A 20520-nucleotide genomic window follows, 5' to 3' on the forward strand; every position below is an offset into this window, starting at 1 on the left:
AAGTTATTTGTGTCATCATGGTAGATACGTCTGCTACGTACGTGGTTCCTGGAACACAAGGGGGTGGGACGTCTGGGGAGCACCAGTAGATGAGAAGCGGACAACTGCGTATGTCGACGTAGCTGAACAGCTCCCCGCCGAATCATGAAGTTGGCCCTCTGCAAGTTCACTACAGGAGGACCCGGCGCCCGCATTGCTTGCAGGCTGGCTGGCGCCGGGCCTCCCGCTAGACCCACTCGAAGGGAGTAGGTCATGTTCAGCATCCCATCCATCGCGAGCACGGACACCCTAGGGATGCCTCGATGGCTCATGCGTCGGCTGCTGACTCTCGTCACCACTCTGACGGGACGCAGGCATCTTGACAAGATCTCAGCGATCGGAGTCAAGGTCGATGGCTGACACCGTCTGGCTGTCGTCAGATGGCCCCCATGGTGACGACTACACCAGCGAGGTCGCCGCAGCCGTATCCGAGGCTGTCCGCGTCCTCAACCACGCCACGCTCTCCCATGTCGGCGTCACCTATCCGTCCACCGTGTACGACGTCCTCGGCCGTATCAGCATTTCGACAGCTGGGCTTGATCAACTGCTGGGGCAACTCGGCGAGGCGTTGCGGCGCATGCAGGAATCCGGGCAACTGGGTGACGACCATGGCGACCCCGACGAGCGTCTTGACAAGGCTCTGTCAGAAATTACGGCAGCTCAGAAGACAGCACGTGACCTCGCGCTCCGAATCGACCGTGCCTTCAACGCCACGGCCGGTCTGCATCTGACGTACAGAGGCAAGCACTAGATGAAACGGGAAGGGCTGTATTTCGACGACCGATTCCCGACTCGAAGGCAGGTAGCAGGCCTGTCGGACGCCGCATTTCGTATACATTTCACAGCGATCTTCTGGTGTGCCCACAACCTGACCGACGGTGCGGTACTCCAGGAAGACCTGATCGACGTGTGTCCGCGAGTGCGAAAGCCGCTGCGCTTCATCACCGAACTCGTGTCCCGGGGTACCTGGCATCTACCTGGCGAAGAGTGTCCCTCCGATCTTTGCCCGGCGCCTGTGGCGAAGGGGTGGGTGATCCATGACTTCTTCGCATTCGTGCCCGCTAAGGAGCGGGTGGAGAAAGAGCGGAAGGCCAACGCCGAGCGGCAGAAAAGGTGGCGAGACAGGCGACACAACCGGACCGAGCCACACGCCGTCGACGGTGGCGTTAGTAACGCCAAACGTAACGCGTTACTAACGCCACGCAGTTCCGTCCAGTCCCCGAAGGGGACTAGGACGGAAGAAGATGAAGACAATCAGTCGTCTTCTCGTCCGTCTTCTCGTCGTAACGCGCGTGCCTGGGCGAACGACGACGACTCCATCGATCGCGGTATCGTCCAGCTCCTGGCTGAGTTGACCGGCCGCGAGATCCGCCTCCTCGACGCGGCCGCGATCCGCCACGCGATCCTCGATGGCCGGTCCGTCAAGTACCGCAGTCGCTACGTGGCCAAGGCAATCGAGGAAGACCCTGACAAGTTCCTGCCTGCGGTCGAGGGCGTCGAGCCCAGTCCCTCGCTGAGGATCGCCCCAGATTGGTGCGGTCACTGCGACGAACGCACCCGGCAAATGGAACTTCGCGACAACACCGTGGCGCGCTGCCCGGCGTGCCACCCACTCGTAGCTAAGAGACCTGCATCATGACCAGACGCAAAGCACCGTCCTGCTTGAGAAAGCACCGCAGGCAGCCTGCGCTTTCGACGTCACGGAAACATCCGACTCGCTGCGCTGCCGAGGTGCTAGCCGCGACGTGCGGATCTACGCCAAGGTACGGCGGCAAAACGGCCCCGACTCCAGTACCGCCAAGCACGTCGCCGGGGCCGCACCCCTACCCGCCAGCAACGAACGCATAGGAGCGCCTCTCATCATGACCGCATCCACCACTCGTAAACAGCCGACTCCGCACATCGTCTTACCAAGTGGACCGCCCCGCCTGACACCCAGCGCCGCCACGGAACTGCTCGCCATCCTGCTGGAGGCTCACCCCGCCATGCTTGTCAACCACCCCAACGCCGCATAGAACCCATGAACACCATCCGCTTCGCCTTCTACGGCCGGGTCTCCACCGAGGACAAGCAGGATCCGCAGTCCTCGCGAGGCTGGCAGATCACCCGCTCCCGCGCGCTCATCGAGTCGCGCGGGGGCGTGATCGTCACCGAGTTCTTCGACGTCGACAAGTCCCGCTCGATCCCCTGGCAGCGCCGCCCGCACGCGGCGGCGCTGCTCGCCGAATTACGCAACCCCGACCGCGGCTTCGACGCGGTGGTGATCGGTGAGCCGCAACGGGCCTTCTACGGCAACCAGTACGGCCTGACCTTTCCCGTCTTCGAGCACTTCAGGGTTTCGCTCTGGGTGCCCGAGGTGGGCGGCCCGATCGACTCGAACAACGAGGCCCATGACCTCGTCATGAGCGTGTTCGCCGGGATGAGCAAGGGCGAGCGCAATCGCATCAAGATCCGCGTGCGCAGCGCCATGAAGGCCCAAGCTCAGGTGGAAGGCCGCTTCCTTGGGGGCAGGCCGCCGTACGGCTATCGCTTGGCTGATGCCGGTCCCCATCCCAATCCCGCCAAGGCGGCCGAAGGCAAGCGGCAGCACCGATTGGAACTCGACGAGTTCGCCGCTGCCGTCGTGGCCCGGATCTTTGGTGAGTTCCTGGAAGGCCGTGGTCTTTACGCCATCGCCGAACGCCTGAGCGCCGATGGCATTCCCTGCCCTTCGGCCCACGACCCGGGCCGCAACCGCCACAGATCCGGGATCGCATGGTCCAAGAGCGCAATACGGGCCATCATCACCAATCCTCGCTACACCGGCCGCCAGGTCTGGAACCGGCAGCGAAAAGACGAAGTCCTTATCGACGTTGACGACGTCGGCCTCGGCCACGCCACCAAGCTCCGCTGGAACACGCGCGAGGAGTGGGTGTGGTCAGACGAGATCGCGCAACCGCCGATCGTGACCGCAGAGGACTTCGAGGTCGTCCAAGAGTTGCTCGCCGGGCGCGGTGGGCGGCAGACCGGTCGCCGCCTCAAGGCCGCGAGCCACACGTACATCCTCCGAGGGCTGCTCTTCTGCGGGGTATGTGATCGACGGATGCAGGGCAACTGGTCCAACGAGGCGCCGTACTACCGGTGCCGCTTTCCCGAGGAGTACGCCCTGGCGAATCGGGTCATGCACCCTCGCAATGTCTACATCCGAGAGAACGCGATCGTTCCGAAGCTTGATCGTTGGCTGGGGAGGTTGTTCGTTCCTCATCGAGTCGATGAGACGCTCGACCTTCTGGTCGAAGCTCAACGGATCGAGCCGTCGGAGCATGAGAGTCTCGCCGTGGCGCGGCGTCAACTGGCTGAATGCGATCGAAAGCTCGCCCAGCATCGCGCCGCGCTGGAGGCGGGTGCGGACCCGGCTGTCGTCGCCGGCTGGATTAGAGAGGAACAAGCCAAGAAGATCCGAGTCGAAGCACAGCTGCGCCGTGAACCGAACCGCAGGCGGCAGCTCACCCGAGACGACCTTGCGAAGGTGATGAACACCATGGGTGACGCAGTACAGCTTCTGGGAAAGGCTGAGCCGGTCAGGAAGGCCCGGCTGTACGCCAATCTCGGCATTCGGCTGACCTACCACCCCAGCACACGAAGAGTCCTGGTCAGCTCTACGTCTGACCAGGACCTCATGGGCGAATCGAACGTGTCCGAGGGGGGACTTGAACCCCCATGCCCCGTAAAGGGCACTAGCACCTCAAGCTAGCGCGTCTGCCTATTCCGCCACCCGGACGTGGTGCCTGCACGAGGGACCGTCATCCCTCGTCGGCGGACCTTAGGTTAGCAAACTCTTGAGCCCGCGTCATATCGGTAAGCGATCAGCTCCTGGAGGGCTGTGGGAAGCGGCCCGGCGGCGGCAGGATGGGAGGTGTGAGTCGTTACGAAATAAAGGAGTCGACATGACCGTGCTCAATGGTGAGGACGAGGTCGTCGAGCTGTGCAGTGACCTGATCCGGATCGATTCGACCAACGCGGGCGACAACGCCGGGCCCGGCGAGCGGGCCGCCGCCGAGTACGTGGCCGAGAAGCTGGCCGAGGTCGGGCTGGAGCCGAAGATCCTGGAGTCGGACAGGGGCAGGGCGAACGTGATCGCCCGCATCGCGGGTGAGGACTCCTCCCGCGACGCGCTGCTCCTTCACGGGCACCTGGACGTCGTCCCCTTCAACCCCGGCGACTGGACCCACCACCCGCTCAGCGGGGAGATCGCCGACGGATGCGTCTGGGGGCGCGGCGCGGTCGACATGAAGAACATGGACGCGATGATGCTCGCGGTCGTCCGGCAGCGGCTCAGCGAGGGCCGCCGCCCGCCGCGGGACGTCGTGCTGGCGTTCACCGCCGACGAGGAGGCCGGAGGTACGTACGGCGCGCAGTGGCTGTCGGACAAGCACCCGGACCTGTTCGAAGGGTGCACCGAGGCGATCAGCGAGGTCGGCGGGTTCAGCGTCTCCATCGACGACGCGCGCAGGCTCTACCTCATCCAGGCGGCCGAGAAGGGCATCGCCTGGATGCGGCTGACGGCCAAGGGCCGGGCCGGGCACGGGTCGATGCTCAACAGTGAGAACGCCATCACCGAGCTGGCCGAGGCGGTCGGCCGCATCGGGCGTTACGAATGGCCGGTACGGCTCACGCAGACGGTCACGACCTTCCTCACGGAGATCTCCAAGACGCTGGAGCTGGAGCTCGACCTGGACGACGCCGAGGCGACCGTGGCCAAGCTCGGCCCGCTGGCCCGGATGATCGGCGCCACGCTGCGCAACACCGCCAACCCCACGATGCTGGAGGGCGGATACAAGGCCAACGTGATCCCGCAGAGCGCGACCGCGCACGTGGACGGCCGCTTCCTGCCGGGATACGAGGAGGAGTTCTTCGAGACGATCGACGAGCTGCTCGGCCCCAACGTGAGCAGGGAGTTCGTCTATCACGACATCGCCATCGAGACCGGGTTCGACGGGGCACTGGTGCGGGCGATGACCGACGCGCTGCTCGCCGAGGATCCGGGCGCGCTGGCCGTGCCGTACACGCTGTCGGGGGGCACGGACCTGAAGGCGTTCAGCAGGCTGGGTATGCGCGGATTTGGGTTCTCGCCGCTGAAGCTGCCGGCGGGCTTGGACTTCTCCGGCATGTTCCATGGAGTAGATGAGCGGGTGCCGGTGGATTCGCTGCGTTTTGGAGTCCGGGTGCTTGACCGGTTCCTGGACGGAAGCTGACGTTCTCTGGAAACTCATTGTGCTGACTCATCGTAGTGCTAACGTAACTCTCCGTTGAGGCATGGCTCGTGCTCAAGCGGGCCCGATCAGGAGCTTTGGGAGGTCGCGTGGCACGCACGCCGCAAGAGCAGTGGAGGGCGTTCTCGCCCGCTGCTCGGCGCGTGCCCGTGACCGTTCCCGTCGATGAGACGATCTTCGCCCGGGGTGACCGGATGGCGCGGTTCGCGGCCGGCACTCGGCAGATCGTCAGGCGAGTTCTCGCGATCGGCGGCCTGCTGGCCGCCGGATGGCTCCTCACGATCGTCTTCGGGCTTATCTGCGCCGCTCCGGCGGCCGCGCACACCACCGCGGAGGCAGGAGCAGCGCGCTCCGGAGCCCTCGACACAGCCGCTTCCGGATCGGCCCTCCGGGCCGGTGACTTCCCCACGGGAAGTGGCGTCCTATCGGCGACGGACACCGCCGAAGCCATGGCGGGGCGAGGTGTGGACGGGCTCACCAGCCAATCGAAGCCGGGATCCCCGGCCCCCGCCACCGTCGGCCACAGTTCTGGCTCGAACGGATTCGTACCCCAGACCAGTGGTGGATCCGGCCTTTCAGGACCGGGTCCGGGGGATGTCGCGAGGTTCGTCTACGACCCGCGGCTCATGTCACAGCGCGCCCCCGCGGCGTGTGTGCTCCCCCCTGTCGTCCGCACAGCGGCGGACGATCCTTCTTTCTCTCCTGACTGATCCCGATCTCGCAGACCGGTCTCGCCCCTTCGGGCCTACCCGGAGCTCACGGAGCGTGCCTCGATCCCCGTACCCAGGGGAGCCACTCCGTCGGCGAGTGACAAGCAGGACGACAAGCAGCAATTTCCATCCCTCGTGACGGTCGTCGGAGCTTCCGCTGTGCGAGCTCGTCAGGACCTCGTATGGCTTCGCATGCCGTCACGGGATGTCAGGTCCCCCCAAGAAAAACGCTAGGAGCTTCAATAATGCGTACGTGGGTTAAGGGCACAGCCCCCGCGGCACTGCTCGCGCTGGGTGTCATGACCATGGGCGGCGGCACGGCCTCCGCCGACACCATCGGCGACCACTCGATCGGCGGCGGCAACCAGCTCAAGGTGCCGATCAAGCTGCCGATCGACATCAGCGGCAACGCCGTCGGCGTGCTCGGGGACGCGACCGCCTCCTCCGAGGGCGGCGCCTCCGTCGAGAACTCGGGCGACGGCGACGGCGGCGGGGCCGGTGGCAACCGTACGAGCGGAGATGGCTCGATCCTGGGTGGCAACCAGATCGTGGCGCCGATCAACGCGCCGATCAACGCCTGCGGTAACGCCGTGTCGGTGTTCGGGCGTGCCGAGGCGGGCTGCGAGGGTGGCGCCTCCGTCGAGAACTCGGGCGACGGCGACGGCGGCGGGGCCGGTGGCAACCGTACGAGCGGTGACCACTCGATCCTGGGCGGCAACCAGATCGTGGCGCCGATCAACGCGCCGATCAACGCCTGTGGCAACGCCGTGGCCGTCTTCGGCAAGGCCACCGCCGGCTGCGAGGGCGGTGCCGCGGTCAAGAACTCCGGTGGAGGCGGGGCCGGTGGCAACCGTACGAGCGGCGACCACTCGATCCTGGGTGGCAACCAGGTGGTGGCGCCGATCAACATTCCGATCAACGTCTGCGGCAACTCCGTGGCCGTCCTGGGCGACGCCTTCGCCGGTTGCAAGGGCGGGGCCAAGGTCACCGGCGGCGGCAGGCCTGGCGGCCCCGGCGGCCCCGGCGGCCCCGGCTGGCCGGGTGAGCCTGGCTGGCCGGGCAAGCCCGGTAAGCCGGGTAAGCCTGGTAAGCCTGGTAAGCCCGGACACGGTTCGAACCCCGGGTGGAACGGCTCGGGTTCCGGCATGCACGGTTCGGGTCCCGGGTGGAACGGTTCGGGTTCGGGTTGGGACGGTTCGGGGTCCGGCGTCCACGGCTCGGGTTCGGGGTGGAACGGCTCGGGTTCCGGCGTCCACGGCTCGGGTTCGGGGTGGAACGGCTCGGGTTCCGGCATGCACGGTTCGGGTCCCGGGTGGAACGGCTCCGGTTCCGGCGTCCACGGCTCCGGCTCCGGTTCCGGTTCCGGCGTACAGGGTTCGGGTCCCGGGTGGAACGGTTCCGGGCCCGGCATGCATGGCTCGGGTCCCGGGTGGAACGGTTCCGGGCCCGGCATGCACGGTTCGGGTCCCGGGTGGAACGGTTCCGGCTCCGGATCCGGCGCGGGGGGCAACCGTACCTCCGGGCAGGGCAGCGTCCTGGGCGGCAACCAGATCGTGGCGCCGATCAACATTCCGATCAACGCCTGCGGCAACGTCATCGGCGGCGGCAAGGCGGGCTGTAAGGGTGGCTCGTCCGTCGAGAACGGCTGGGGCGGTGGCGGCGCGGGGGGCAACCGCACCTCCGGGCAGGGCAGCGTCCTGGGCGGCAACCAGATCGTGGCGCCGATCAACATCCCGATCAACGTCTGCGGCAACGCCGTGGCCGTCCTGGGTAACGCCTTCGCCGGCTGCAAGGGCGGCGCCGTGGTCAGGAACTCGGGCGGCGGCAGTGGGGCCGGTGGCAACCGTACGAGTGGTGACCGCTCGATCCTGGGCGGCAACCAGATCGTGGCGCCGATCAACGCGCCGATCAACGTCTGCGGCAACGCCGTGGCCGTCCTGGGCGACGCCGCGGCGGGTTGCCTCGGCGGTGCCCACGTCGGCGGCCCGTCCGGGCGTCCCGGCGGTGGCCGGAACGGTGACGGCCCCGGCGACTGGAACGGTGGCGGCCACGGCGGCGACTACGGCCACAGGATCGGCAAGCACAGGACCAGCGGCCTCATGTCCTCCTTCCCCATGGCCTCCGCCTCCGATGCCAAGGACACCGGCAGCGCCTCCCGGCAGGCGTCCGATGTCGCCGCGCTGCCCGCGTTGCCCGCGCTGCCCCTCATCGAGGAGCTGAAGGGCGCGGCCGCCATGCCGGAACTGCCCATCGTGGGAGAAGCGCAGAAGGTGGCGGGTCTGCCCGCCACGCCGGGGAGTGCCGAGGCTCCGACCTCGCGGGACTCCGTGACCGAGTCGGCCCCTTCTTCCCCGCTCGGCGGCGTGGTTCCGCTCGGCGACGTCGGCCTGATGAGCGCCGCTCAGCCCGCCGGTATGACCGGGATGAACTCCGGCGCGCTGTTCGCTCTCGTGCTCGGCGCCACGGCCGCCGCCTCCGCGACGCTCTTCGCGACCACACGCCGCATCCGCTTCGGCAGGAAGTAAGGCATCAGTAACTCACTGGACATGTCTCCTCAAGATCTATGAGGGAGACGCACAGACGCTTTGCCGGTAGCGAGGAAGGGTAGCCGCGTCCCTCGGGGTGCGACAGCCCCTCGACCGGTTGAGCACAGAAGCTTTGCCCGTTCCGGGGGCGCGGCCCGGGGCGGGCAAAGCCATGTTCAGGGTCACATCGTCCTGGCCACACGTATGATCTTGCGACGCAGTCGAACGTCCCGGCGGCCGTCGGGATACAGTCGCAGACGGTCGAGTTCCCAATCACCGTATTCTGCATGTTCGGTCAGTATCCGCCTGGCCGCGTCCCGGGAGGTGCCTCGCGGAAGGTGGAGAACCAAGTAGGAGTAGTCGAGCACAGCGATTAGTCTCCGAGGGTGAGCTGGGGGACGTCGATACTCATAGGGCTTTATTCTGCGTCCTTGCGGCTTTCCTTGGGAGTGCCCCCGACCCAGATCGGGTAACCCGAGTGAAGGAAAACGGGGAACGAATGCGAACAGCGAGGTAGGAAGCAGCGTGCCAGCCAAGAACGGCAACGCCGGCGGAACCCGCCTGGTGATCGTCGAGTCGCCTTCCAAGGCGAAGACCATCGCCGGGTACCTCGGCCATGGCTACATCGTGGAGTCCAGTATCGGGCATATTCGCGATCTCCCCGAGAAGGCCGACGACATCCCGGAGAAGTACAAGGGAGAATCCTGGGCACGCCTGGGCGTCAATGTAGATCATGGGTTCGAGCCGCTCTACGTTGTCAACCATGACAAGAAGGCGCAGGTGAGCAAGCTCAAGCAGCTGCTCAAGGACGCCGACGAACTCTATCTCGCCACTGACGAGGACCGGGAGGGCGAGGCGATCGCCTGGCACCTCCGCGAGGTGCTCAACCCCAAGGTGCCGGTCCACCGCATGGTCTTCCACGAGATCACCCCGCGGGCGATCCAGGAAGCGGTGTCCAATCCGCGTGACCTGAACCTGAGGCTGGTCGACGCCCAGGAGACCCGGCGCATCCTCGACCGCCTCTACGGCTACGAGGTCAGCCCGGTCCTGTGGAAGAAGGTCAAGCCCCGCCTGTCCGCCGGTCGTGTGCAGTCCGTGGCGACCCGGCTGGTCGTGGAGCGCGAGCGCGAGCGCCTGGCGTTCACCAGCGCGAGTTACTGGGACCTGCAGGCGCTGTTCGACACCGGCCGCGACGAGATCCCGCACGAGTTCACCGCCACGCTGACCGGCGTGAACGGCAAGCGCATCGCCCAGGGCCGCGACTTCGCGAGCAACGGCACGCTCAAGGGCGCCGATGTGCTCCACCTGGACGAGCAGGCCGCGCAGGCCCTGGCCGGACGGCTGGGGAGCACCGCGTACAAGGTCGACTCCGTCGAGCGCAAGCCGTACACCCGCAAGCCGTACGCGCCGTTCAGGACGACCACGCTGCAGCAGGAGGCCAGCCGGAAGCTCGGCTTCTCCGCGAAGTCCACCATGCAGGTCGCTCAGCGTCTGTACGAGAACGGCTTCATCACCTACATGCGAACCGACAGCATCACGCTGTCGGAGACCGCCGTCGCCGCCGCCCGCAGCCAGGCCATCAAGCTGTACGGCGCGGCGTACGTGCCCGACAAGCCGCGCGTCTACGCCAGCAAGGTGAAGAACGCGCAGGAGGCGCACGAGGCGATCCGCCCCTCGGGCGAGGAGTTCCGGACGCCGGGCGAGACCGGGCTGAGCGGCGACATGTTCCGCCTGTACGAGCTGATCTGGCAGCGGACCGTGGCCTCCCAGATGAAGGACGCGGTCGGCGAGTCGGTCACCGTCAAGGTGGGGGGCACGTCCAGCTCGGGCGAGCGGGTCGAGTTCAGCGCCTCCGGGCGGACCATCACCTTCCACGGCTTCCTCAAGGCCTACGTCGAGGGCGCGGACGACCCGTCCACCGACCGCGACGACTCCGAGAAGCGCCTGCCCAACCTGGCCGAGAACGACCGTCTCACCGCCGCCGGGCTCAACGTGCTGTCGCACGCGACCAAGCCGCCGTCCCGGTACACCGAGGCTTCGCTGATCAAGGAGCTGGAGGATCGGGAGATCGGCCGCCCGTCGACGTACGCGTCGATCATCGGAACGATCCTGGACCGCGGCTACGTGTTCAAGAAGGGCACGGCCCTGGTGCCGTCCTTCCTGGCGTTCGCCGTGGTCAACCTGCTGGAGCAGCACTTCGGCCACCTCGTCGACTACGACTTCACCGCCGACATGGAGAAGGTCCTCGACGACATCGCCAACGACCGGGCGGAGCGGGTGCCCGAGCTGCACCGTTTCTACTTCGGGGTGAACGGTGACGAGGGCCTGAAGGAAATGGTCACCGACCTCGACGAGATCGACGCCAAGGAGATCAGCTCCTTCTCGATCAGGGGCACCGACATCATGATCCGGGTGGGCCGCTACGGCCCCTACCTGGACCGTGACGGTTCCCGGGTGAACGTGCCCGAGGATCTGGCCCCCGACGAGCTCACGGCCGAAAGGGCCGAGGAGTTATTCTCCCGTTCCACGGGCGATCGGGAGCTGGGCAAGGATCCGGTCTCCGGTCACGTCATCGTGGCCAAGGACGGTCGCTACGGTCCCTACGTGACCGAGATCCTCCCGGAGGAGGCGCCGCCGGCCGAGGGCAAGAAGAAGACGAAGAAGGCCGACGCGGTCAAGCCGCGCACCGGTTCGCTGCTCAAGACGATGAGCTTGGACACCGTCACGCTTGAGGACGCCCTGCGCCTGCTCTCACTGCCCAGGACGCTGGGGGAGCTCGAAGGCCAGGAGGTGACGGCGCAGAACGGCAAGTTCGGTCCCTACATCAAGAAGGGCACCGACTCGCGTTCGCTGGCGTCCGAGGACGAGATGTTCACGATCACCCTGGAACAGGCCAAGGAGCTGTTCGCGCAGCCCAAGGCCCGTGGCAGGGGTCGCGCCGCCGCCGCGCCCCCGCTGCGCGAGCTCGGTGAGGATCCCGTCTCCAAGAAGCCGATCGTGGTCAAGGAAGGGCGTTTCGGCCCGTATGTGACCGATGGTGAGACCAACGCCTCCCTGCGCAAGGACGACGAGGTCGAGAAGATCACCACCGAACGCGCCGCCGAGCTCCTCGCCGACCGCCGCGCCCGTGGCCCGGCGCCCAAGCGTCCTACCCGCGCGAAGGCCGCGAAGGCCAAGGCCTGAGCGGAGGAAACCGGCCGGAGGGGCCGGGCACGCCGGGCGAAAACTGCCGAGCGGGCTCAGCGCTCCAGCCCACGGAAAGACCGCGAGGTCACGAGCTCGCAGGGGCCCAGGGGCCGGTGAAGCCCCGAGGCTCTGCGGTCCCGGAGTCCCGAGGTCCCAGAGCCTCAAGATCGAAAGATCTTGAGGCTCTGGGATTTTGAGGGAACGCATCCGACATCCCGGTCGTTCTTCGCAACGCCGCCGGGTACGGCCGGCGAATGCGAGGGGCGGGTCGTTTCGATGGTGGGCTTCGTGGCGCTGGTCCTCGGGGTGGTCGCGCTGGTCCACTACTACCTGTGGCACCGCCTGATCCGTTCGACCACGCGGCCCGGGCGGATCCGCCGGGTGCTGACGTGGATCCTGGTCGGTCTCGGGGTGCTGGCCCCGGTGACGCTCATCGGTTCCCGCAGCGAGTGGGGGCATTCTCTGGCCTGGCCGGGGTTCTTCTGGCTCGCGGTGATGTTCTACCTGTTCGTGTTTCTGCTGGTTCTGGAGATCCCCAGGGCACTGGCCGTGCTGACTCTGGGAGTGGTCGAGCGCGGGGCCGGCCGCTGGAACCCGTCGGCGGTCGTGGCCCGCCGCATGGCCCGGACCGCGGCCCTCGCCGATCAGTCCGCCCCCGCCGGCCAGTCCGTGCGGGCCGATCAGCCCCTGCCCGCCGAGCAGCCCGTGCCCGTCGCCCACGCGGGGCGACCGGCCGAGGGCTCCGAGGCGGGGCCGGACCTGATGGGCCGCAGGCTCTTCATCGCGCGCACCGCCGCCGTCGTCGCCGGGGCCGGAGCGCTGACCGCGGTCGGGACGGGGATCCGAACCGCTCTGGGCGATCCGGTGATCGAGTCGGTCAAGGTCACGCTGCCCAAACTGGATTCCCGCCTCAGCGGCCTGCGGTTCGCCGTGGTCAGTGACATTCATCTCGGTCCACTCACTGGCACGCGGCACACCGAGCGGATCGTCCGCATGATCAACTCGCTGGAGGCCGACGTGGTCGCCGTCGTCGGGGATCTGGTCGACGGGACGGTGGCCGAGCTCGGTCCGCTGGCCAGGCCGCTGAGGAGCCTCGAATCCCGCTACGGGGCCTACTTCGTCACCGGCAACCACGAGTACTACACCGCCAACGGCCCTCAGGAGTGGATCGAGGAGCTCCGGGGGCTCGGGATCCGTCCGCTCGGCAACGAGCGTGTCGAGATCGCTCACGCGGGGGCCGTACTCGATCTCGCCGGAGTCAACGACGTCAACGGCGCCGCCTCGGGCGACGGCCCCGACTTCGAGCGGGCGCTGGGCGGCCGGGATCGTTCCCGTTCCACGGTCCTGCTCGCCCATCAGCCGGTGCAGGTCGTCGAGGCGGCCAGGTACGGCGTGGACCTCCAGCTGTCCGGTCACACCCACGGCGGGCAGATGGTCCCCTTCAATCTGGTCATCCCGCTGCAGCAGCCGATGGTCTCCGGTCTCGGCGAGATGGACGGCACCCAGGTGTACGTCACCCGGGGCGCGGGCTTCTGGGGCCCGCCCGTCCGAGTAGGATCTTCACCCGAAATCACCCTTTTGGAGATCCAAAACTAGAAATTACCGAAAGCTTGGACGGCGGGGATTTGTTTTCGCTCGCGTGACCTGCGGACTGCGGGCCGAACGTACTACCCTCGTGCGACGACAGCCGGGTATATCCGCCCGGCCAGTGTTTTCACCGCCCGGCGAGCATCTGGATACGCTGACACTATGACCACCCTCGGCCGGAACACCGCGCGTCGCAAGCCCCCCCACGTGCTGGCCAATGCGCCGTTCCGCAAGCTGTGGACGGCCATGTCGGTGTGCAGCCTCGGAGACTGGCTGAACCTCCTGGCCCTGACCGCCCTGGCGGGCAACCTCACCGCCGGGGAGGGCTACACGTTCCAGAGCCTGGCCATCGGCGGCGTCTTCGTCGCGAAGATGCTCCCGGCCATCCTGCTGGGCCCGCTCGCGGGGGTGTTCGCCGACCGGTTCGACCGCCGGCTGACGATGTTCTTCTGCGACCTCCTGCGCTTCGCGCTGGTGCTGTCGATCCCGTTGATCGGCAGCTACCAGTGGGTGATCATCGCCACCTTCCTGGTCGAGTGCGTCAACCTCTTCTGGGTCCCGGCCAAGGACGCCACGGTGCCCAACCTGGTGCCCAAGGAGCGACTGGAGGAGGCGAACCAGCTCAACCTCCTGGTCACGTACGGCACCGCCCCGATCGCCGCGCTGCTGTTCGCGGCGCTGTCGGTCGCCGACGACGCCCTGGCCAACCTGGTCCCGTTCCTCGCGGGACGCGACACCTATCTGGCCCTCTTCATCAACGCGCTCGCGTACCTCGTCTCGGCCTTCATCATCTTCTCGCTCAAGGACATCCCGAAGAGCACCCGAGGCGCCGCGATCTCCACCCCGTCGGTGCTGCGGCAGATCTTCGAGGGCTGGCGGTTCGTCGGAGGCAACCGGCTGATCCGGGGCCTGATCATCGGCATGCTCGGCGCCTTCGCCGCCGGTGGCGCGGTGGTCGGGGTGGCCAAGATCTACGTGGACGCGCTGGGCGGCGGTGACGCGGCCTACGGCGTGGTCTTCGGCGCGGTCTTCGCCGGCATGGCGTCCGGCATGTTCTTCGGGATCAAGCTCCTGAAGGAGCTGTCGCGCCGGCGGCTGTTCGGGTTGTCGATCATCGTGGCGGGGGTGGTCCTCGTCGCGATCGCGCTCGTCCACAACCTGGTGATCGTCGTCCTGCTGACCGTGCTGCTCGGGGCGTGCGCGGGAATCGCCTGGATCATCGGCTACACCATGATCGGGCTGGAGGTGGACGACAACCTGCGGGGCCGTACGTTCTCCTTCCTGCAGTCGCTCGCCCGGGTCACCCTGCTGCTGGTGGTCGCGGTGGCGCCGACGTTCGCGGGCCTGTTCGGCAGGCGCGTGATCCTGGTCGGCCGGGAGCCGGTGTACCAGTTCGACGGCTCCAACCTGGTGCTGGTGGTCGGCGGGCTGCTCGCGGTGGTCGTCGGGATCGTCGCGCTGCTGCAGATGGACGACCGCAAGGGCGTCCCGATCGTCTCCGACCTGATCGCGGCGGTGCGCGGTGAGCGGTTCGTGCCCGAGGAGGCCGAGCAGGCGCGCGGGATGTTCATCGCGTTCGAGGGCGGTGAGGGGTCGGGGAAGACCACCCAGTCCCGGCTGCTCGCGATCTGGCTGCGCGACCAGGGCTTCGACGTCGTGCAGACCAGGGAGCCCGGCTCGACCAAGGTGGGCATGCGGCTGCGCGCGATCCTGCTGGACGCGGTGCACCAGGGCCTGTCGGCGAAGTCCGAGGCGCTGCTGTACGCGGCCGACCGCGCCGAGCACGTGGAGAAGATCATCCGGCCGGCTCTCCACCGGGGCTCGATGGTGATCTCCGACCGCTACGTGGACTCCTCGCTGGCCTACCAGGGCGCCGGGCGGGCTCTGGACCGGGAGGACGTGGTGAAGGTCAACACCTGGGCCACCGGCGGGCTCGTCCCGGACCTCACCGTGCTCATCGACACCCCGCCCTCCGTCGGCCTGGCCAGGCTGGGCGGGGCCGCCGACCGGATCGAATCCGAGCCGCTGGAGTTCCACGAGCGAGTGCGCCGCGAGTTCCGCTCGCTGGCCGCCGCGGCCCCGGACCGCTATGTGATCATTGACGGGACCCTGCCCCAGGACCAGATCTCCCTGCTCATCCACGACCGGGTCCGTGAGCTCCTTCCCGACCCGGTTCCGCAGGAGTCCGAGGACATCACCGGGACCATGCCTGCGATCCGCGACTGACGCCGGCGGTAGGTTAGGCGGGTGGGAGTCTTCGATGACCTTGTGGGGCAGGAGCGGGCTGTCGTAACGCTTCGCCGGGCGGCGGAGGCCGGGGCCGACCTGCTGGCCGGCGGACGCGGGGCGGGGATGACCCACGCGTGGCTGTTCACCGGGCCGCCCGGATCGGGTCGTGAGGAGGCCGCGCGGGCGTTCGCCGCCGCCCTGTTCTGTCCCGACCAGGGGTGTGGTCACTGCGACCTGTGTCACCAGGTGACGATCGGCTCGCATCCGGACCTGGAGATCGTCCGTCCGCAGGGGCTCTCGTACGGGATCAAGGACACCCGCCAGCTCATCCTCCGCGCCGCCGGGGCGCCGACGCTCGGCCGCTGGCGCGTCGTGCTGTTCGAAGACGCCGACCGAGCCACCGAGGGCGCCTCCAACGCGTTGCTCAAGGCGATCGAGGAGCCGCCGCCGAGGACGGTCTGGCTGCTCTGCGCGCCCTCCCCGGACGACATGATGATCACCATCAGATCCCGCTGCCGGTTGGTCACGCTCGTCACCCCCCCGTCCGCCGCGGTCGCCCATGTGCTGGCCACGCGGGAGAACGTGCCGCCGGCGATGGCGGAGTTCGCCGCCCGGGCCGCCCAGGGGCACATCGACCGGGCACGCAGGCTGGCCCTGGACGAGGAGGCGCGCAAGCGCCGTGACTCGGTGCTCGCCATCCCCAGGTCGCTCACCGGGGTGGGGGCGTGCGTCATGGCCGCCGAGCGGCTGGTGAAGACCGCCGAGGAGGAGGCCGCCGCGGTCACAGCGGTGCTGAACGAGTCGGAGATCGCCGAGCTTCGCCAGATCTACGGGGAGGGGTCCTCGGGCAAGGGGCTCAACAAGGGGCTGATCCGGGGTGGAGCCGGGGCGCTCAAGGATCTTGAGGATCGGCAGAAGTCCCGGGCCACCCGGACCAAGCGTGATGTCATCGACTCGGCCCTGCTCGACCTGGTGGCGTTCTACCGCGATGTGCTGGCCGTGCAGTTCGGCGCGCACCTGGAGCTGGCGAACGAGGACCATCGGGCCGACCTGGACGCTCTGGCTCGCTCCTCCACCCCGGAGGAGTCCCTGCGCAGGATCGACGCGATCATGCGTTGCCGCAGGCGGCTGGCCGCCAACGTCAACCCGCAGATGGCGGTGGAGGCGATGACCATCTCGCTGCGGCAACCTTGGCTCTGACCGGGCTCCGGCGATCCTGACCGGCCCGCCGGTGCGCGTCTGGTTCCGGCCCGGCGGTGAAGGCCCGGCTCTGGCCGAGCCGTGAATGCCGCTCTGAACGAGCCGTGAATGCCGTTGCTCCGGCCGATCCATGAGCATCCGGGCTGTGAAGCGCCTCGCTCCGGCGGAGCCGTGAACCGCCCCCGTGCCGATGGGGTGGGATCCGAAACGCCGGGCCGGACGTCGAACCATTCGGTTGAAATTTGAAGTACTGAGTCGGCTTTAAAGCACGTCCGGAGTCGTGCGCGGAAGTGATCCCGAGACGGTTGCCGACTTTCCGGTCTCGGGTTCGGACAATGGCGTCCGGCGTGGCCGTACCCCTCCCTGAGCTCCGGAGGTGACGCGGTGTCCTCTCCCGGTCACTTTCGTGTCGCGCTCCCGGGGTGATCGAGATCCTCTCACGTGCGGTGAGCGGCGAATCGATGCCGCAGAGAGGGTCGAACAGCTCTTATCAACTGATTTCAAGTTAGATGGAACGATTTCTGGCTAATTTCCCTCAAAGTGTCGGTGTGGATCGTTAGAATTCCCAGCGAAAATCGATTCATTCGTTATAAATCAACTTGACAGTGTCCTGCTCCGCGGGGATGAGCAGGGAAGACCGGGGGACTTCTGGTGAACATTGGAGCGCGGCACGGGGGAGCGCCTCCTGAGAGCAGGCGGGCCGTCACCAGCCGAGTGGACGACGACGACACGCTGAGGATCGAGTGGCCGGAGCCGGAGGGTGGAGAGATCACCCTGCGGCACGTGGAGACCGGGGAGGAGCGCGAGGCGGCCGATCTCGGCGCGCTGTCCGCCGGGGTCTGGACGGCGTCGTACCGGGGAGCACCCGTCGCCACCGATGATCCGGGCTTCTCGTTGGATGGGTTGCAGGTCTACGCGCAGACCCGTCGCAGCCGGGAGATCCGCGCGTTTCGGACACCTGCTGGAACCCTTGCCCTGACCGTCCGCGAGGTCGAGCCGTACATCGAGGTGACCGGGGTGGTCTCGGACGGCGGCGTGATCGAGTTCGAGGGCATGATCGCGTACGGCGAGCCGATCCACGGACCGGCCAGGCTCGTGGCCGTGGCGAGGAAGGGGCCGGCGCCGGTGAGCGGCCCGGCGAGTTTTCTCGGACGCCGGTTCGCCGGGAGCGTCCAGATCGCGCCGATGGCCGAGGGACAGGTGAAGCGGCGAGTCTTCTGGGACCTGTACGCGGAGGTCGCCGACGCACGGATGCCGCTGGCCACCCGGCTTGACGACGTCACCGACAAGAAGTCCAGGGTTCGCTTTCCCGCCCAGCGTCTGGAGCGGATAAGGGTGCGGCCCTACTACACCGATACCGACAGCCTCGCCGTCGCGCTCAGCATCGAGGAGGAGAGCTCGTGAAGATTTCCTTCCTGATCCTCAACGCCTACGGCATGGGCGGCACGATCCGGGCCACCTTCGACCTCGCCACCAAGATGTCCGAGCGGCACGACGTCGAGGTCATCAGTGTCTTCCAGCACACCGACCAGCCCTTCCTGCAGCTCGGCTCCAAGGTCCGGCTGCGCTCGCTGGTGGACCTGCGGGAGGACGCCCGGGTCCGCTGGCCGTACACGAAGAGGGCGGCGCGGCTGAGCCCGCAGGAGAGCGTGCTGATCCATCCGGAGGAACGTGCCTACTCCTCCTTCAGCGCCTGGAGCGACGACGTTCTCAAACGCGAGCTGAGACGGCTCCGTACGGACGTGCTGGTCACCACCCGGGCCGGGCTGAACATCATGGCCGCGAGGTTCGCGCGCAAGCGGGTCGTCACGATCGCCCAGGAGCATCTGCACTTCGAGGCCCACCTGCCCGGGATCTTCGAGGAGATCCGGGAGTGGTACCCGAAGCTGGACGCGGTCGTCACCCTCACCGAGGCCGACGCGCAGGACTACCGGGCCATGCTCGGCCGGGCCCCGACGCGCGTGTTCGCCATCGGCAACGGGCTGGCCGGCAGACCGCGTCCCCGCTCCAGGCAGGAGAACCGGATCGTGCTCGCCGCGGGACGGCTGGTGCCGGTCAAGGGGTACGACCGGCTGCTGAAGGCGTTCGCCCAGGTGGTCAAGGAACGCCCGGACTGGAAACTGCGGATCTACGGCGAGGGCCGGGTCAGCGACAAGCTGGTCAAACTGGCCGTCAGGCTGCGGCTGCACAACAACGTCACGTTCATGGGCCCGACCAGCGACATCGAGGGTGAGCTCGCCAAGGCCTCGATCCACGCGGTCAGCTCCCGGTTCGAGGGCTTCGGCATGACCATCATCGAGGCGTTCGCGTGCGGGGTGCCGGTGGTCAGCTTCGACTGCCCCCGGGGTCCCCGCGAGATCATCACTCCGGGCTTCGACGGGCTGCTGATCCCCCCGGACGACGTGGACGCCCTGGCCGGCGGGCTGCTCCAGATGATCGACGATGAGGAGGGGCGCCACCTGATGGCAGAGAACGCCCTCCGGACGGCCATGGGCTACGACATCTCCACGATCGCGGACCGCTGGGAGAAGTCCTTCGCCGAACTCGTACGCTGAAGCGGCCGTGCCGCGGGCACGGAGTCGTGGCTGAGCGGAACGTACGGGGGCATGCGGTGGGACCGAATCGTGTCCGGGCGGAACTCGTGCGTTGAGCGAAGCAGCAAACGGCGCAGCCCGGCGTCTCTGTGACGTGGAAGTCGAACTGCTCTCCTACGGAGAGCCCCTGACCAGGGACCGCGTCGACGTCGCGACGCTGTTCGCCGAACATCACCTCGGCCTGGTACGGCTGGCGCTGCTCATGGTGGGCGACCAGGCCACGGCCGAGGACGTCGTCCAGAAGGCGTTCGCCCGCTCCCACGCGGGCCGGCGCCGCCTGCGGGATCCCGATCGCATGCTGACCTACATCCGCTCGGCGGTGCTCAACGGCTCCCGTTCCGTTCTGCGCCGCCGGGCGGTGGCGTTCCGGCGGCCCGTGCAGCATGAGCCGTCCGTCTGGTCGGCCGAGCACGCGGCACTGCTCGGCGAGGAGCGCCGCGAGGTGCTCATCGCCCTGCGCGCGCTGCCGAGGCGGCAGCGGGAGGCGCTGACGCTGCGCTACTACCTCGACCTGTCCGACCTGGAGATCGCCGAAACCATGGGGGTCGGCGCAAGCACGGCCCGGTCCACCATCGCGCGCGGGCTGGCCGCCCTCGCCCGAGTGCTTGGGGAGGAATCATGACCGCCACCGAGAACCGCCTTCGTGACGCCCTGTCCGCCGCCGCCGGAACCGCCTCGGCCGTCCGTCCGCTGACCCTTCCCGTCCGCCGCCGGGTGCGGGCCCCGGTGCTGCTGGCCGCCGCCGCCGTCACGATGGCCGCGGTCGGGGCCGGGTTCGTGTGGGCGGGGCAGCTGGATCCCCGGACGACCACCGCCGTCCAGGCGGCACCGACGCCTCAGCCCGAGCCGGAGATCTCGATCTTCCTGTGCAAGAAGAACGACCCGTTCCCGCAGTGCAAGGGGGCGAAGGTCGACAAGGCGAAGATCGCCGAGGCGCTGTGGAGCCGGCCGGACGTGGAGTGGCTCAGTTTCGAGGGCGCGGCGGAGGCCTACACGAACTTCAGAGAGCAGAACAAGGACAACAGCGACCTTCTCACCACGATCAAGGTCAAGGACATGCCTGAGTCGTTCCGGATCCTGCCGGAGGAGGGTGCCGACTGGAATGCGATCCTCGCGGACGCCAAGACGTTACCCGGCGTCTCCAACGTCATCGATCAGAGATGCCCGGGCCCCGACGTGGAGTGCTGAAGCAGCGGAT

General features: G+C 67.8%; 13 protein-coding genes, 1 tRNA gene and 1 pseudogene. 13 read left to right on the plus strand and 2 right to left on the minus strand.

Annotated features, from left to right (window positions below):
- The first annotated feature begins 391 nt into the window (after positions 1 to 391).
- The 3 genes and pseudogenes from J2853_RS36065 to J2853_RS48045 all read left to right on the plus strand — a co-directional run.
- Positions 392 to 790 (plus strand): hypothetical protein, encoded by a 399-nt coding sequence (locus tag J2853_RS36065; RefSeq protein ID WP_307565252.1) that lies wholly within the window; start codon positions 392 to 394, stop codon positions 788 to 790.
- On the plus strand, positions 791 to 1678 hold the full coding sequence (locus tag J2853_RS36070) for a hypothetical protein (protein ID WP_307565255.1): 888 nt from the start codon (positions 791 to 793) through the stop codon (positions 1676 to 1678).
- Between the two features lie 381 nt (positions 1679 to 2059).
- Positions 2060 to 3172 (plus strand): annotated as a pseudogene (locus tag J2853_RS48045) (recombinase family protein); the annotation flags it as partial.
- A gap of 541 nt (positions 3173 to 3713) precedes the next feature.
- On the opposite strand, the gene J2853_RS36085 reads toward J2853_RS48045, so the two are convergent.
- Positions 3714 to 3799: transfer RNA gene (locus J2853_RS36085), tRNA-Leu, on the minus strand.
- A gap of 166 nt (positions 3800 to 3965) precedes the next feature.
- Here J2853_RS36085 and J2853_RS36090 point away from each other — a divergent pair.
- Positions 3966 to 5273: a M20/M25/M40 family metallo-hydrolase gene (locus tag J2853_RS36090; RefSeq protein ID WP_307565263.1), complete on the plus strand. Its 1308-nt coding sequence runs from the start codon at positions 3966 to 3968 to the stop codon at positions 5271 to 5273.
- A gap of 973 nt (positions 5274 to 6246) precedes the next feature.
- Positions 6247 to 8526 (plus strand): chaplin family protein, encoded by a 2280-nt coding sequence (locus J2853_RS36095; protein ID WP_307565265.1) that lies wholly within the window; start codon positions 6247 to 6249, stop codon positions 8524 to 8526.
- A gap of 182 nt (positions 8527 to 8708) precedes the next feature.
- Here J2853_RS36095 and J2853_RS48175 read toward each other — a convergent pair whose 3' ends face one another.
- Positions 8709 to 9125, minus strand: a complete 417-nt coding sequence (locus J2853_RS48175; protein WP_442480522.1) for a DUF5703 family protein — start codon at positions 9123 to 9125, stop codon at positions 8709 to 8711.
- Between J2853_RS48175 and topA the strand changes: the two genes are divergently transcribed.
- The 8 genes from topA (at position 9052) to J2853_RS36140 (ending at position 20510) form a co-directional block, all read left to right on the plus strand.
- Positions 9052 to 11709, plus strand: a complete 2658-nt coding sequence (gene topA / locus J2853_RS36105; RefSeq protein WP_307565269.1) for a type I DNA topoisomerase — start codon at positions 9052 to 9054, stop codon at positions 11707 to 11709. The genes J2853_RS48175 and topA overlap by 74 nt on opposite strands.
- A gap of 279 nt (positions 11710 to 11988) precedes the next feature.
- Positions 11989 to 13308: a metallophosphoesterase gene (locus J2853_RS36110; protein WP_307565271.1), complete on the plus strand. Its 1320-nt coding sequence runs from the start codon at positions 11989 to 11991 to the stop codon at positions 13306 to 13308.
- Positions 13309 to 13461: 153 nt separating this feature from the next.
- Positions 13462 to 15525, plus strand: coding sequence for a dTMP kinase (gene tmk, locus J2853_RS36115; RefSeq protein WP_307565273.1), 2064 nt, complete (start codon positions 13462 to 13464; stop codon positions 15523 to 15525).
- 21 nt (positions 15526 to 15546) lie between these two features.
- Positions 15547 to 16728: a DNA polymerase III subunit delta' gene (locus J2853_RS36120; RefSeq protein WP_307565275.1), complete on the plus strand. Its 1182-nt coding sequence runs from the start codon at positions 15547 to 15549 to the stop codon at positions 16726 to 16728.
- A gap of 651 nt (positions 16729 to 17379) precedes the next feature.
- Positions 17380 to 18132, plus strand: a complete 753-nt coding sequence (locus tag J2853_RS36125; RefSeq protein WP_307565277.1) for a hypothetical protein — start codon at positions 17380 to 17382, stop codon at positions 18130 to 18132.
- Positions 18129 to 19283, plus strand: coding sequence for a glycosyltransferase family 4 protein (locus J2853_RS36130; protein WP_307565279.1), 1155 nt, complete (start codon positions 18129 to 18131; stop codon positions 19281 to 19283). Before J2853_RS36125 ends, J2853_RS36130 begins: the two co-directional genes overlap by 4 nt.
- A gap of 133 nt (positions 19284 to 19416) precedes the next feature.
- Entirely contained in the window at positions 19417 to 19944 is a 528-nt protein-coding gene (locus J2853_RS36135; protein ID WP_307565281.1) for a SigE family RNA polymerase sigma factor, read from the plus strand.
- The gene (locus J2853_RS36140) at positions 19941 to 20510 is read left to right on the plus strand and encodes a permease-like cell division protein FtsX (RefSeq protein WP_307565284.1); all 570 of its coding nucleotides are present in this window, start codon (positions 19941 to 19943) and stop codon (positions 20508 to 20510) included. The genes J2853_RS36135 and J2853_RS36140 overlap by 4 nt, the downstream gene beginning before the upstream one ends.
- Positions 20511 to 20520 lie beyond the last annotated feature (10 nt).

The organism is Streptosporangium lutulentum, from assembly GCF_030811455.1.
Classification (GTDB): Bacteria; Actinomycetota; Actinomycetes; order Streptosporangiales; family Streptosporangiaceae; genus Streptosporangium; species Streptosporangium lutulentum.